The organism is Gilliamella sp. B3783 (assembly GCF_026536125.1).
Lineage (GTDB): Bacteria > Pseudomonadota > Gammaproteobacteria > Enterobacterales > Orbaceae > Gilliamella.
Window position 1 is genome coordinate 161,915 of sequence record NZ_JAFNOU010000002.1, and the last position, 15,842, is coordinate 177,756.

Sequence of the window (15,842 nt, forward strand, 5' to 3'; positions counted from 1 at the left end):
ACTTGTACTTAAAGTACCTTGGAAAATATATACAACCAGTTCGGAAACTACCTTGTGACATCATTTAGAGTTTTTAATGAGCTCCGCAATGCCACCAATACTGCCCATTAAACTTGATGCATCTAAAGGCATCATAATGACTTTACTGTTATCTGCCGATCCGATTTGTTGTAGCGCTTCAGTATATTTTTGTGCAACAAAGTAATTAACTGCATTGATATTACCTGCTGCAATTGCATCAGACACCATTTGTGTGGCTTTTGCTTCGGCTTCGGCCGCACGTTCACGGGCTTCGGCTTGTAAAAATGCAGCTTGTCGCTCACCTTCGGCCTTTAATATTTCGGACTGTTTTTCACCCTCTGAACGTAGTATTGCTGCCTGACGAACACCTTCAGCTTCCAGAATTTCCGCACGTTTATTACGTTCTGCTTTCATTTGTGCATTCATCGCGGCAATAAGTTCTGCCGGCGGGCGAACATCTCGAATTTCAATACGGGTGATTTTAATGCCCCAAGGGTTTGTTGCATCATCAACAATGCTAAGTAATTTTGAGTTGATATGATCACGTTGTGATAGCATTTCATCAAGTTCCATGCTGCCGAGTACCGTACGAATATTGGTCATCATTAAATTAATCACAGCACGTTCAAGTTGATTGACTTGATAAGCGGCTCTAGCTGCGTCTTGCACTTGAATAAAGCAAACGGCATCAATTTGTACGTTGGCATTATCTTTTGATATAACTTCTTGTGATGGAATATCAAGCACTTGTTCCATCATATTAATTTTACGACCAATCCCATCCATAAAAGGAATAATGATATTCAATCCCGGTTCAAGTGTGTGGGTGTATTTACCAAAACGCTCAATGGTATATTGATAACCTTGCGGAACAATGGTAATACATTTTAAAACGGTGATTAGTGCGAGTAACACGATGATACCGATAAAAATATAAAATATAGGCATAGATTAATTTCTCTTAGTAATATGAATTTAAGCGGTATAAGCATTCTAATGGCTATGAGATTTTTTGACCAGTTATTAATAAATAATCTTTATGTTATTTATTATTGATTTTATGAAGCTAATTTATTTTTAGTCATATTTTTGCTCCATCTCTTGTTGAATTTTTTGATGATTTTTTAACTTAACGCTAAACTGTGTCTATTAATTTAAACGACGCGCTAATATTAACCAACAAGAATCATTCCAACCAAATACATACTGGCTGTCGTTTAATTGTTTACTACGATTAAATATGACAAGAAAAACAGAATAGGAATAATAATGGAAGAGCAAACAGTTGAACAAAATATTAAACAACAAACGATCGAGCAGAGAATTGCAGATTTAAAAAAAATCACCAAAAACGATGACGATGAGGCATATTCAGAGGCTCAATTAGAGTTAGCCAAAATTTATTTTTTGGATAAAAAAAATAGTGAAGCCGCAATCAAACATTTATTAAAGGTTGAAAAGCTAGGTAATTCGACATTATATGCTACAGCTCAGTTCAAATTAGCCCTGATATATCAAGATGAAAATAACATAGCGCAAGCAGAACGCCATTATTTACAGGTGAAAAGGCAGGATAATGCCGATGCTTATGCTAGGGCTCAATATTGTTTAGCGCTTATTTACCAATTTAAAAAACAGGATATCGAGCAGGCAGAACGCTATTATTTACGAGTGGAAAAGCAGGATAATGCTGAAGCTTATGCTAGGGCACAATGTAATTTAGCCCTTATTTACCAATTTAAAAAACAGGATATCAAGCAGGCAGAATACCATTATTTACAGGTTCAACGGGAGGATAATGCCGAAGCTTATGCCGAGGCACAATGTAATTTAGCGGATATTTACGAAGAAGAAAAACAGGATATTGAGCAGGCAGAACGCCATTATTTACGGGTGAAAAGGCAGGATAATGCCGAAGCTTATGCTAGAGCACAATTTAATTTAGCACTTATTTACCAATCTAAAAAACAGAATATCGAGCAGGCAGAACGCCATTATTTACAGGTTCAAAGGCAGGATAATGCCAAAGCTTATGCTAGGGCACAATTGAATTTAGCGGGTATTTACGAAGAAGAAAAACAAAATATTGAGCAGGCAGAACGCCATTATTTACGGGTGAAAAGGGAGGATAATGGCGAAGCTTATGCTAGGGCTCAATGGAATTTAGCATTTATTTACCAATTTAAAAAACAGGATATCGAAAAGGCAGAACGTCATTATTTACGGGTGAAAAAGCAGGATAATGCCGATGTTTATGTTAGGGCTCAATGGAATTTAGGTCTTATCTATCAAATTGAAAAACAGCTTTATAACAAAGCCAGTCAATGTTTCTTACAATGTTATAAGAGCTCTGATCTTAAAATTTCAAATATGGCAAATATTTATTTAGGGGATAATATCTATTTTAATCAAACAAAAGGTAGTTTAAAAAAAGCAGAAGAATATTATCTGAATGTATCTTATTCCAATGATTTATTTATGCTTTATACTATTGCTCAAATCATGTTATCAGTCATTGATAATAATAATGAAGCTTCTACATTATTTGCCGATGCCAATAAACGCGAGCAATCCGTTACTCACTACATTTGTGATATCAGAACATTAGCAGAAAATATTCAGAAGCAGTTACTGGTTACATTTAAATTAAATAAAAAGTTAAAAAGTCAAAACAAACAATATGAACGGCAGGTTGCGCATTATACCAAACCGGGCGTGTTATTTAGTCTTTTAAAAAATGAGACTAGCGATTTTCGTTTAAATGTGGTTGATTTTATGAACGATCCTACTGAAAATCAGGTGCTCACTAGTTGGCTTAATATTAAAACCGATAGGGATAGTGAAATAAAAAGCTTTTTAGCCAGTTTTTCATTTAATCATAATTCGTTAAATCAATTTCGTTTATATGGCAATGAAAACAATATTGTCGGCTCCAGTGTCAGTGTCGTATTTAATCAAAATTTTTTTGGCGACGATGTTCAGCAAAGCATCAATCCTGATGGTATTAATCATTTAAATAAATTCACATCAGTTAAAATACCAAAACAAGATTTTATTGATAATAAAACTGATGCTAATGAGAAGAACGAACCGTTAACACAATCCTCTTTTCATGATTTATCTTTGTTCCGTTGTTTGTATTTTGATCCAAATAATGAATATATTAGTCTTGCCAAACGTAATAAATTTTCTTTTTATCTGGAGCACCGAGAAAGTTCTGCAGCTGAGATTGAAGAAAAATGGAATGACTACCTAACCCAATTAGATGAAGAGCATAAAATTAAAACAATTAGAAAGATATTAAATCAAATAAAACAAAAAATAAAAAAATTAAAGGCGAACGAAAAGATAAAAAATCTTTCTATTCTCGATCAATTAATTACCTTAGCCGTCATGCCTATCTCGTGCTTAATCAAGCATGCTGCATTTGAAGATGAAGATGAAGATGAATGTCGAATGATTTATATCACAAATATTGCCGATGAAAAAATTCAAGCGCCGACAGATTATGTTCAAGCCAGCAGTTTATTTATTAATTACAAAACAGTGGAAGATTATATTGAGAAGATTTATTTAGGTCCGCAATGTGAAGCACATCATAAATTATGGATTACTAACCACTTTCGTATTTCGTCAAAACCAAGATCTAAGTTGGTTAAAGTGATTCAATCCGAAATGCCATTGCGCTAATTTTTACAAAGGATGCTTTATAACAAATAGCATCCTTTGGTTAAACTTGCTATTGATATACTAAAATAAATTTTATTTCTGCACACAAAATATTCACTTGACATTGCATCAATGAACTAGTTTAATAGTACAACATTCATTTTACATTAATAATAATCATGAAATCACAATACTGTTATTTGATTGCTTGCAAATTCGCTAATTTTGGTTGGTGGCGTATCACTTTGGGCGGGTGATTTGATAAAGCATTGTCTTTGTTTATAAAACCCGCTTAGCGCGGGTTTTTAGTTTTTCATAATTAAATGCATAGTTTAAATAAAAATTTAAAAATAGAGAGTCAACAATGAATAAGCCAACATTAACGCAGATAACCAAAACCATTGGTTATTATCAAGATCCGACTCAGGTATTTTATCAATTATGTCATGACAGGCCAGCTACATTGCTGCTTGAATCAGCCGAAATCGATAACAAGCAAGGCATAAAAAGTGTGATGATTGTGGATAGTGCGTTACGCATTTCGGCAATCGATCAGCAGGTGATATTTGAAGCTTTAACTTCAAATGGGCAAACGCTGTTACCTTTACTTGCCGATGCATTTTCAGCAAGTACTGTGAAAGTTGAAGCTGAAACGTCAAAGTTGACATTGGTGTTTCCTCAAGTTGATGCCATGCAAGATGAGGATTCTCGATTAAAATCGCTATCCGTTTTTGATGCGTTAAGAACGCTACTTAGTCTTGTGAATTATTCGAAACAAGCAAGCCATGATGCGATTTTTGTTGGCGGGCTATTTAGTTATGATTTGGTGGCTGGTTTTGAAAATTTACCTAAACTCCCTACTGATATGCGCTGCCAAGATTTTTGTTTTTATTTAGCCGAAACGTTATTAGAAATTAATCATCAAAATCACGTTTCAATATTAAAAGCGACCGCTTTCACGGCTGATCCCAACGAAGTGGAACGTTTAACTAAACGTATTGATGAGCTGCAAACTTTGTTAAACCAACCGATAAAGCCAATTCCTACTCAATCCCTTGCCAATATTATTGTTGATTGTAATAAAAGTGATGATGACTTTAATACCATAGTTAAAAAGATGCAAGATGCGATTCAACAAGGCGAAATATTTCAAGCAGTGCCATCTCGTCGATTTACACTGCCTTGTCCTAAGCCTTTGTCTGCCTATCAACTTCTTAAAACTAATAATCCAAGCCCTTATATGTTTTATATGCAAGATAAGGATTTTGTGTTATTTGGTGCTTCACCAGAAAGCGCACTTAAATATAGTAAAGCCACCAATCAAGTTGAAATCTATCCTATTGCCGGAACGCGTCCTCGAGGCTTAACCGCTAATGGCGACATTGATTATGATTTAGATAGTCGTTTAGAGTTAGATATGCGTACCGACAAGAAAGAACTAGCAGAACATTTAATGTTAGTCGATTTAGCTCGTAATGATTTAGCACGTATTTGTCAGCCGGGTACACGATATACTAAAGATTTACTCAAAGTTGATCGCTATTCGTTTGTGATGCATTTGGTGTCAAAAGTCATTGGTCAATTACGTGAAGATTTAGATGCACTTCATGCTTATCAAGCTACCATGAATATGGGGACATTAACCGGTGCGCCCAAAATTCGTGCAATGCAATTGATTGCCGAATCAGAAAAAGTTAAACGGGGTAGCTATGGTGGGGCAGTAGGGTATTTTACTGCCAATGGTGACCTTGATACGTGTATTGTGATTCGTAGTGCTTATGTTGAAAACGGCATAGCGACTGTTCAAGCTGGCGGTGGCGTGGTTTTAGATTCTGAACCACAATTTGAATCCGACGAATCACGTAATAAAGCCCGCGCTGTGGTTAGAGCAATTATGGCAGCACATAATGTAGAAGGTGTATTCTAATGGCTAATATTTTATTTATTGATAATATTGATTCTTTTACTTATAACCTCGTCGATCAACTACGTAATAGCCAACATCATGTGACGATTTACCGTAATACGATCCCGGCTGATGTGATAGTTGAAAAACTCTCACAAATGCAAAATCCTATTTTGATGTTATCGCCAGGACCCGGCGCACCAAGTGAAGCAGGTTGTATGCCAGAATTACTTAAACGCCTAAAAGGTAAATTACCGATTATAGGTATCTGCCTTGGTCATCAGGCGATTGTTGAGTCTTATGGTGGAAGCATTGTACCGGCGGGTGATATTTTACATGGCAAAGCTTCACTTATTGAACACGATGAACAAGCCATGTTTAAAGGCTTACCTAATCCATTACCGGTCGCGCGGTATCATTCATTAAAAGGCGAAAATATTCCTAAAACTCTAACCATTAATGCCTTGTGTAACAATATTGTGATGGCGGTGCGTAATGATGAGGATCGGGTGTGTGGTTTTCAGTTTCATCCCGAATCAATTTTAACTATTCAAGGCGTAAAACTGCTTGAGCAAACCATTGAGTGGGCGCTTAATCCATCACAAAAAACAGCGCAACCAAAACAAGAAGCCATTATTGATAAGCAAGAGTATAATATTCAACCTATTCTCAATAAGTTATATTTAGGACAGGTATTAAGCCAACAAGAAAGTAAAATACTGTTCAATTTAATTATTCAAGGTAAAATCGAACCGACGGTATTGGCAACAGCAATAATTAGTATGAAAGTTCGCGGTGAAAAGCCAGATGAAATCGCAGGAGCTGCGCAAGCGTTGCTTGAAAATGCCGATAGTTTTGCTATTCCAGATTATGCGTTTACCGACATTGTCGGAACAGGTGGTGATGGTACCAACAGTATTAATATTTCAACCGCCAGTGCCTTTGTGGCTGCTGCGTTAGGTTATAAGGTGGCTAAACATGGTAACCGTGGGGTGTCGAGTAAATCAGGTTCATCAGACGTGTTGTCTGCTTTAGGCATTAAATTAAATATGCCGGCCGAAGATTCGCGTAAGGCGTTAGATGAGCTTGGTGTATGTTTTTTATTTGCTCAGCAATATCATTCAGGTTTTCGTCATGCCGCGCCGGTTCGTCAGCAATTGAAGACTCGAACGATTTTTAATGTACTAGGGCCGCTCATTAATCCGTCTCGTCCTAAACGAATTTTATTAGGGGTATATCACCCAGATTTAATTAAACCGATTGCTGAAACGTTAACTATGTTAGGTTATACCCATGCCTATGTGGTACATGGTTCAGGAATGGATGAAGTTGCGATTCATGGTGAAACGCAAGTGGCTGAAGTGCATAATGGCAAAATTCGTTACTTTACATTAACACCGCAAGATTTCGGCTTACAGCAATATACATTAAAAGATATTGAAGGTGGCACGCCAGAGATGAATCGTGATATGTTAATTGCGATTTTACAAGGACATGGCAAACCGGCTCATGAAGCAGCGATCGCCGCTAACGTTGCGATGTTAATGAGTTTGTTTGGTCAGTCCGATTTAAAACAAAATGCTAAACAAGCGATTGAAATGATGCGTAGTGGTAAAGCTTATCAACTATTACAGCAATTAGCGGCAAGATAACAGTGGAGAAAAATATGGCAATTGCAGCATTAACGGAAAATGTTGAAATGGCAACCGTATTGAAAAAAATCATCGAAGATAAACAAAGTTGGTTAGTCTCACAGCAAGCATCAAAACCGCTTGAAACATTTAAAATGGATGTGAAGCCTAGTGATCGTGATTTTTATCAATCATTGAATCAAACTAAAACAGCATTTATTTTAGAATGCAAAAAAGCCTCACCGTCAAAAGGGTTAATTCGGGATGATTTTGATCCTGCAACTATTGCCAAAGTGTATAAAGATTATGCTTCGGCTATTTCGGTGTTGACCGACGAAAAATACTTTCAAGGACGTTTTGAGTTTTTGCCTATCGTACGTAATGAGGTAACTCAGCCTGTTCTTTGCAAAGACTTTATTATTGATGAATATCAAATTTACTTAGCGCGTTATTATCAGGCCGATGCCATTTTATTAATGCTATCAGTCGTCAATGACGATGAGTATCGTCACTTAAGCCGTATCGCTCATCAACTCAATATGGGCATATTAACCGAAGCAAGCACGCAAGCCGAAGTGGAACGAGCAATTGCACTTGGTGCTAAAGTGATAGGCATTAATAATCGTAATTTGCGTGATTTGAGTGTCGATTTAAATCGCGTTAAAAATCTATCGAAAACGATTCCTGATGATCGCATTATTATCAGCGAATCGGGGATTTACACACATAATCAAGTTAAAGAATTAAGTCAGTTTGCTAATGGTTTTTTAATTGGTAGCGCGCTGATGTCAGAACCTAATTTAACCTTAGCGATTCGTAAAGTCATGCTGGGTGAAAATAAAGTTTGTGGTTTAACTCGCGCTGAAGATGCGATAGCAGCTTACCAAGCCGGTGCGGTATATGGTGGATTGATATTTGCACCAAAATCACCTCGTTATATCTCGCCAATAAATGCCCGAATAGTCATTTCAGCTGCGCCGCTAAATTGGGTAGGTGTGTTTAAAAATGAAACGATAGATCAAGTTTGTCAAATAGCTGAACAACTTTCACTTTATGCTGTTCAATTGCATGGTGATGAAGATAACCAATATATCCAATTATTACGTGAAAAATTACCTAAAAATTGTCAGATTTGGAAAGCATTAAGTATCAGCAATACCATCCCCGAACACAATAATCCGTTAGTCAGTCGTTATATATTTGATCATGGCGCCGGGGGAACGGGTAAAAGCTTTGATTGGTCACTACTAGCAGGGCAAGATTTAACTAATGTGATTTTAGCCGGCGGCATTAATCCGCAAAATATAAAAAATGCTTTAGCTACAAATGTGATTGGGGTGGATTTAAATTCTGGTATCGAAATTTCGCCGGGTATTAAAGATAAACACAAAATTCAAGCTGTATTTGAACAAATTTAATTAATGTTAAAAGGAATAGTTATGTCAAAATTAAATCCTTATTTTGGTGAGTTTGGTGGGCAGTATGTCCCTCAAATATTGATGCCTGTGCTTGAGCAACTTGAGGATGCTTTTTTATCAGCGATTCATGATCCAAGTTTTCAAAAAGAGTTTAATGATTTATTAGTCAATTATGCCGGTCGACCAACTGCGCTTACTTTATGTAAAAACTTAACTGCAGGCACTAAAACTAAACTCTATTTAAAACGTGAAGATCTTGTACATGGCGGTGCGCACAAGACCAATCAAGTATTAGGGCAAGCGTTACTTGCCAAACGTATGGGCAAAACCGAAATTATTGCCGAAACCGGTGCAGGGCAGCATGGCGTTGCATCAGCACTGGCCTGTGCGTTACTTGGCTTAAAATGCCGTATTTATATGGGCGCAAAAGATGTTAAACGGCAAGCGCCTAATGTGTTTAGAATGCGTTTAATGGGAGCGACTGTGATTCCGGTTGAAACAGGTTCAGCTACTTTAAAAGATGCTTGTAACGAAGCATTGCGTGACTGGTCAGGAAGTTATGAAAAAGCTCACTATATGCTTGGTACCGCAGCAGGTCCACATCCTTTCCCGACTATTGTACGTGAATTTCAGCAGATGATTAGCCGCGAAGCCAAACAGCAAATATTAGAAAAAGAAGGACGTTTGCCTGATGCCGTGATTGCTTGTGTTGGCGGTGGATCTAATGCAATTGGTATGTTTGCAAATTTTATTGAAGAAAAATCAGTACGCTTAATTGGTGTTGAACCGGGTGGACACGGCATTGAAAGCGGTGAACATGGTGCATCATTAAAACATGGTAAATTGGGTATCTACTTTGGTATGAAATCGCCAATGATGCAAACTGATGAAGGACAAATTGAAGAGTCGTATTCGATATCAGCGGGCCTTGATTTTCCATCGGTTGGACCTCAACATGCTTATTTAGATAGTATCGGCCGTGCGCAATATGTTTCGATTACCGATGATGAAGCGTTAGATGCCTTTAAAGCGTTGTCGCGTCATGAGGGTATTATTCCTGCGTTAGAATCATCGCATGCTTTAGCTTATGCACTAAAGATGATCAAAGAAAATCCTAATAAAGAACAGCTGTTGATTGTCAATCTATCGGGCCGCGGAGATAAAGATATCTTTACTGTTTATGATATTTTAAAAGCAAAAGGAGAAATTGAATGAACCGTTATCAAAAATTATTTGATAAATTAAATCAAGAAAAGCGGGGCGCATTTGTTCCTTTTGTTCCTGTTGGGGATCCTAATCCAGAACTCTCTTTACAAATAATACAAACTTTAATTGATGCTGGTGCGGATGCATTAGAGCTGGGTATTCCGTTTTCTGACCCTATGGCCGATGGACCAACCATTCAAAATGCGAATATTCGCGCTTTTAAAGGTGGTATTAGTGTTGAAAAATGTTTTGAAATATTAACTCAAATCAGAAGCTATCATACTGATATTCCTATTGGCTTACTCATCTATGCTAATTTAGTTTTTAAAAATGGTATTGATAACTTCTATGCGAAATGTGCAAAAGCAGGCGTAGATTCAGTATTAATTGCTGATTTACCGGTTGAGTATGCACAAGAATTTACCAAACATGCAGAAAAATATAAGATTGCGCCAATCTTTATTTGCCCACCAAATGCTGATGACGAAGTTATTAAAAAAATAGCTGAATTGGGTAAAGGTTACACCTATCTTGTGTCACGTGCTGGCGTAACCGGTACTGAAAATCGCGCCAATAAACCTTTAACGCATTTAATCCAAAAATTGACTCAGTACGGCGCGCCGCCAGCGATTCAAGGATTTGGTATCTCAGAACCCTCACAAGTGAGTGAAGCAATTAAATCAGGTACAGCTGGTGCGATCGCCGGATCTGCGACAGTCAAAATTATCGAGAAAAATTTAGATGAACCTGAAAAAATGCTCAATGAAATGACCGAGTTTGTTAAAAAGATGAGATTAGCGACGTCTAAATAATTTTTTTCCGCTGAGAATTCAGCGGAATATTTTATTTTTTTATAGATTTGGTTATGCCATTTTGCTTACTTATTTTACATTTGTTTTGTAAAAAAGACTGAAATTTATTCTGTTAGATTAATCAATTACTTCAGCTATATTTGCTAAAATTAACATTATTACACGTTGCACTTTATTTAAAATAAGGTATAATCTTCAACCATCTATCGCGGGGTGGAGCAGCTTGGTAGCTCGTCGGGCTCATAACCCGAAGGTCGTTGGTTCAAATCCAGCCCCCGCAACCACTTAGATTTTCATTCATAAATCAATTTACCCTTTTTATTGCGTGAAAGTTCGAATCAAGTGGCTTCATTATAGTTAGTTTTAAATGTAGCCTCGCATGTCGAGGTTTTTTTTCGTGTTTTGATTTAAGCGTAAGTTTAAAAGGAATGTTGGGCTATATGCCCTTTTTTTATTTTTTGCAGTGGAGGTTTGTTTGGCTAATATAGAACAGCAATTGACGGATATCATACAAGAACCTGTGAATGCCCTTGGTTTTGAGTTAGTTGGCGTTGAATACATTCGTGGCCGTTACCCAGTGTTACGAGTTTATATAGATAGTGAAAACGGTATAACTGTTGATGATTGTGCTGATGTTAGCCGACAAATTAGCGCTGTGCTTGATGTGGAAGATCCTATCAAAGATGCTTATAACCTTGAAGTTTCATCACCAGGTATGGACAGACCACTGTTTACGTTAGAACACTATCAACGTTTTGTTGGTGAAGAGGTCACAATTAGTCTGCGTATTCCTGTTGCTAATCGTCGCAAATGGAAAGGACAGATAAAATCCATTGATAATGAGATGATTACACTAACGGTGGATAATAACGATGAAGTGTTTGCTTTTAGCAATATTCAAAAAGCAAATATAGTACCTAATTTTAACCTTAAATAGAGTACGGGTGTAAAGGATGAATAAAGAAATTTTAGCTGTTGTTGAAGCAGTATCAAATGAAAAAGCACTAACGCGTGACAAAATTTTTGAAGCGTTAGAAACCGCATTAGCAACAGCCACTAAAAAGAAACATAATGTTGATATTGATGTTGTGGTAAAAATTGATCATAAAACTGGCGATTATGATACATTTCGCCGTTGGTTGGTGGTCAATGAAGTTACACAACCAACTAAAGAAATAACCCTAGAAGCAGCGCAATATGAAGATCCAACATTAAAAATTGGTGACTATGTTCAAGAACAAATTGAATCTGTTGCTTTTGACCGAATTACAACACAAACGGCGAAACAAGTTATTGTACAAAAAGTACGCGAAGCTGAGCGTGCAATGGTCATTGACATGTTTAGAAACCGAATTGGTGAAATCGTAACGGGTATCGTCAAAAAAACCAATCGCGATAGCGTGATTTTAGATTTAGGTAATAATGCCGATGCAATGATGTCACGTCATGATATGCTGCCACGCGAAAACTTCCGTATTGGCGATCGTGTACGCGGTATTTTATATTTGGTTGAACAAGATAATAAACCAGCGCAGTTATGCATTAGCCGGTCTAACCCAGAGATGATGGAAGAGCTATTCCGTATTGAAGTCCCTGAAATTGGTGAAGAGATGATCGACATTAAAGGTGTTGCTCGTGATCCGGGTTCTCGCGCTAAAATTGCTGTTAGCAGTAACGACCGTCGTATCGATCCAGTTGGTGCATGTGTTGGTATGCGAGGCGCTCGAGTCCAAGCTGTTTCGAATGAATTTGGTGGTGAACGTATTGATATCGTATTGTGGGATGATAACCCTGCACAGTACGTGATTAATGCTATGGCACCTGCTGATGTTGTGTCAATTGTTGTTGATGAAGATAAACATACAATGGATGTGGCTGTTAATGCTGATACTTTACCACAGGCTATTGGTCGTAATGGTCAAAATATCCGTTTAGCATCACAACTTACGGGTTGGACGTTAAATGTAATGAGTACCGAAGATTTACAAGAAAAACATCATGCCGAATCATTTGCTGCAATCAGTAACTTAATGAAGCATTTAGACATTGAAGAAGATCTGGCACAACTATTAGTTGAAGAAGGTTTTACTTCGCTAGAAGAACTTGCTTATGTACCGGTTGATGAATTACTTGAAATTGAAGAACTTGATGAAGAACTGGTTGAAGCATTAAGAAATCGCGCAAAAGATGCTTTAACAACCTTAGCGCTTGCTCATAGTGGCGATAAAAGACCGGCGCAAGATTTATTAGATTTACCGGGTATGACACAAGAATTAGCCTACCAATTAGCCCAACATGACGTTATTACTTTGGAAGATTTAGCAGAACAAGGTACCGATGATCTCGTGGATATTGAAGGTTTAACAAGTAAACAAGCTGGCGATTTTATTATGGCTGCACGTAATATTTGTTGGTTTGCAAATGAATAATTGAGGGAAAGTAATACATGACCAAAGTATCAATCGAAACACTGGCTCAAGAGATAAATACTCCAGTGCAAACACTTTTGCAACAGTTTGCCGATGCTGGGATGAAAAAAACCGCGTCTGACACTGTTACACAAAAGGAAAAAGAAGCTTTGCTTGCGCATTTAAATCCTCAGCAAGGTCCAACAAAATTAACACTACAACGTAAAACTCATTCAACGTTGAATGTGTCAAGTGCGGGTGGCAAAAGCAAAGAAATTAAAGTCGAAGTCCGTAAAAAACGTACTTTTGTAAAACGCGATCCGGCTGAAATTGCTGCCGAGCAAGAAAAAGCACGTCTAGAAGCTGAAAAAGCTAAACAAGAAGCAGAATTAGCAGAATTACAAGCGCGTAAAGAAGCTGAAGAGAAAGCGAAGTTAGCCGCAGAGCAAGAAGCTAAAAAACGTGAAGAAGAGGCTAAAAAACGTGCTCAAGAAGAGAAAGCTAAACAGCAAGCCGCTAAACCTGTGCAAGAGCCGACAACGGATCCTAAAGTAAAAAAAGCACAAGAAGAAAAAGCGCGTTTAGAAGCAGAGGCCAACGAAATAAAACGTAAAGCTGAAGAAGAAAATCGTCGAAAATTAGAAGAAGATGCTAAACGTATGGCCGAAGAAGCTCGCAAACTAGCCGAGCAATATAGTGATACTGATGATAACGACAATAGTGAAGATGATGATTATCATGTCACCACATCTAAATATGCACGCGCTGCTGAAGATGATACCGACCGAGAAGTCGAAGGTGGTCGAGGCCGAGGTCGTGGCGGTAAACAAACTAAACAGAAAAAAGCTAGTAAATTATCTGAAGGTAAAGCTGAACGAGAAGAAGCCCGTGCCGTTACGCGTAGTGGTCACAAAAAGAAAGGTAAAAGTGCATTGCAACAAAGCTTTACTAAACCTGTTCAAGCCGTTAACCGTGATGTAGTCATTGGTGAAACGATAACTGTTGCTGAACTTGCTAATAAAATGGCTGTTAAAGGTTCTGAAGTTATCAAAACTATGATGAAGATGGGGGCGATGGCAACCATTAATCAGGTTATCGATCAGGAAACGGCACAACTTGTTGCCGAAGAAATGGGACACAAAGTGGTACTTCGTCGTGAAAACGAACTTGAAGAATCGCTCATGAGCGACCGTGATACCGGTGCTGAAAAAGTTGCTCGAGCGCCTGTCGTCACTATCATGGGACATGTTGATCATGGTAAAACTTCATTACTTGACTACATCCGTAAAGCGAAAGTGGCATCGGGTGAAGCCGGTGGTATTACGCAGCACATCGGTGCCTACCATGTAAAAACACCAAATGGCGAAATCACCTTTTTAGATACACCAGGCCATGCTGCATTTACGTCAATGCGTGCTCGTGGTGCTAAAGCAACCGATATCGTGGTATTAGTTGTAGCGGCTGATGATGGTGTGATGCCACAAACTATTGAAGCTATTCAACATGCGAAAGCGGCAAATGTACCAATCGTTGTTGCAGTGAATAAAATCGACAAACCAGAAGCCGATCCTGAGCGCGTAAAAGGTGAACTGGCCCAATATGGCGTTATGTCAGAAGATTGGGGTGGTGATACTCAATTTGTTCATGTTTCGGCTAAAGCAGGTACCGGCATCGACCAATTACTTGAAGCAATCTTATTACAAGCCGAAGTCCTTGAGCTTACTGCGTATGAATCTGGTATGGCGAGCGGAGTGGTAATTGAATCATTCTTAGATAAAGGTCGTGGTTCAGTTGCAACAGTGCTAGTTCAATCAGGTACTTTACGAAAAGGCGATATCGTTCTGTGTGGTTTTGAATATGGCCGTATTCGTGCAATGCGCAACGAATTAGGTAAAGAAGTTACCGAAGCGGGCCCTTCAATTCCGGTTGAAATTTTAGGTCTTTCTGGCGTACCGTCAGCAGGTGATGAAGCCACTGTTGTTCGTGATGAAAAGAAAGCGCGTGAAGTTGCGCTCTATCGACAAGGTAAATTCCGTGATGTGAAACTTGCGCGTCAACAAAAAGCGAAACTTGAAAACATGTTTACCAACATGACTGAGGGTGATGTATCTGAACTTAACATCGTGTTAAAAGCTGACGTTCAAGGTTCGGTTGAGGCGATCTGTGATTCATTGCTTAAACTTTCAACTGATGAAGTGAAAGTGAAAATTATTGGTTCAGGTGTTGGTGGAATTACCGAAACTGATGCTTCATTAGCAGCGGCTTCAAATGCGATAATTTTAGGCTTTAATGTTCGTGCTGATGCATCGGCACGTAAGGTTATTGAGTCTGAAAACTTAGATCTTCGTTACTATTCTGTTATTTATGACTTAATTGACGAAGTTAAACAAGCCATGAGCGGTATGCTTGCACCAGAATACAAACAAGAAATTATTGGTCTTGCTGAAGTGCGTGATGTATTTAAATCACCAAAATTTGGTGCGATTGCTGGTTGTATGGTGACAGAAGGTGTGGTCAAACGCCATAATCCAATTCGGGTACTTCGTGATAACGTTGTTATCTATGAAGGTGAACTTGAATCCCTACGACGCTTCAAAGATGATGTTAATGAAGTACGTAATGGTATGGAATGTGGTATTGGTGTACGTAACTACAATGATGTTCGTGTTGGTGACAGCATCGAAGTGTTCGAAACTATCGAAATCAAGCGTACCATTTAATCATTACCAAACATGTTATAAGCAAGGTTTAAGCCTTGCTTATTCATATTT

10 protein-coding genes and 1 tRNA gene are annotated in these 15,842 nt (G+C 38.0%); 10 read left to right on the plus strand and 1 reads right to left on the minus strand.

Annotated elements, in window-relative coordinates; all coding sequences use genetic code 11:
* Positions 1-60: 60 nt before the first annotated feature.
* Positions 61-969, minus strand: coding sequence for an SPFH domain-containing protein (locus J3U59_RS03145; RefSeq protein WP_267333377.1), 909 nt, complete (start codon positions 967-969; stop codon positions 61-63).
* A 321-nt stretch (positions 970-1,290) separates the two neighbouring features.
* Between J3U59_RS03145 and J3U59_RS03150 the strand changes: the two genes are divergently transcribed.
* The 10 genes from J3U59_RS03150 (at position 1,291) to infB (ending at position 15,791) form a co-directional block, all read left to right on the plus strand.
* On the plus strand, positions 1,291-3,711 hold the full coding sequence (locus J3U59_RS03150) for a tetratricopeptide repeat protein (RefSeq protein ID WP_267346676.1): 2,421 nt from the start codon (positions 1,291-1,293) through the stop codon (positions 3,709-3,711).
* 343 nt (positions 3,712-4,054) lie between these two features.
* A complete protein-coding gene (locus J3U59_RS03155) occupies positions 4,055-5,617 on the plus strand; it encodes an anthranilate synthase component 1 (RefSeq protein WP_267333380.1) in 1,563 nt (520 codons plus the stop codon).
* Positions 5,617-7,248, plus strand: coding sequence for a bifunctional anthranilate synthase glutamate amidotransferase component TrpG/anthranilate phosphoribosyltransferase TrpD (gene trpD, locus J3U59_RS03160; RefSeq protein WP_267333381.1), 1,632 nt, complete (start codon positions 5,617-5,619; stop codon positions 7,246-7,248). The genes J3U59_RS03155 and trpD overlap by 1 nt, the downstream gene beginning before the upstream one ends.
* A gap of 14 nt (positions 7,249-7,262) precedes the next feature.
* Positions 7,263-8,645: a bifunctional indole-3-glycerol-phosphate synthase TrpC/phosphoribosylanthranilate isomerase TrpF gene (trpCF, locus tag J3U59_RS03165; protein WP_323849489.1), complete on the plus strand. Its 1,383-nt coding sequence runs from the start codon at positions 7,263-7,265 to the stop codon at positions 8,643-8,645.
* A 21-nt stretch (positions 8,646-8,666) separates the two neighbouring features.
* Positions 8,667-9,860 (plus strand): tryptophan synthase subunit beta, encoded by a 1,194-nt coding sequence (gene trpB / locus J3U59_RS03170; RefSeq protein ID WP_065633364.1) that lies wholly within the window; start codon positions 8,667-8,669, stop codon positions 9,858-9,860.
* Positions 9,857-10,663: a tryptophan synthase subunit alpha gene (trpA, locus tag J3U59_RS03175; protein ID WP_267333382.1), complete on the plus strand. Its 807-nt coding sequence runs from the start codon at positions 9,857-9,859 to the stop codon at positions 10,661-10,663. The genes trpB and trpA overlap by 4 nt, the downstream gene beginning before the upstream one ends.
* Positions 10,664-10,870: 207 nt before the next feature.
* Positions 10,871-10,947: transfer RNA gene (locus tag J3U59_RS03180), tRNA-Met, on the plus strand.
* Positions 10,948-11,138: 191 nt separating this feature from the next.
* Complete coding sequence (rimP, locus tag J3U59_RS03185; protein WP_065633366.1) at positions 11,139-11,600, plus strand: ribosome maturation factor RimP; 462 nt, start codon at positions 11,139-11,141, stop codon at positions 11,598-11,600.
* A 16-nt stretch (positions 11,601-11,616) separates the two neighbouring features.
* Positions 11,617-13,092 (plus strand): transcription termination factor NusA, encoded by a 1,476-nt coding sequence (nusA, locus tag J3U59_RS03190; protein WP_065798778.1) that lies wholly within the window; start codon positions 11,617-11,619, stop codon positions 13,090-13,092.
* A gap of 17 nt (positions 13,093-13,109) precedes the next feature.
* Entirely contained in the window at positions 13,110-15,791 is a 2,682-nt protein-coding gene (gene infB / locus J3U59_RS03195) for a translation initiation factor IF-2 (protein WP_267333383.1), read from the plus strand.
* The last annotated feature ends 51 nt before the right edge of the window (positions 15,792-15,842 follow it).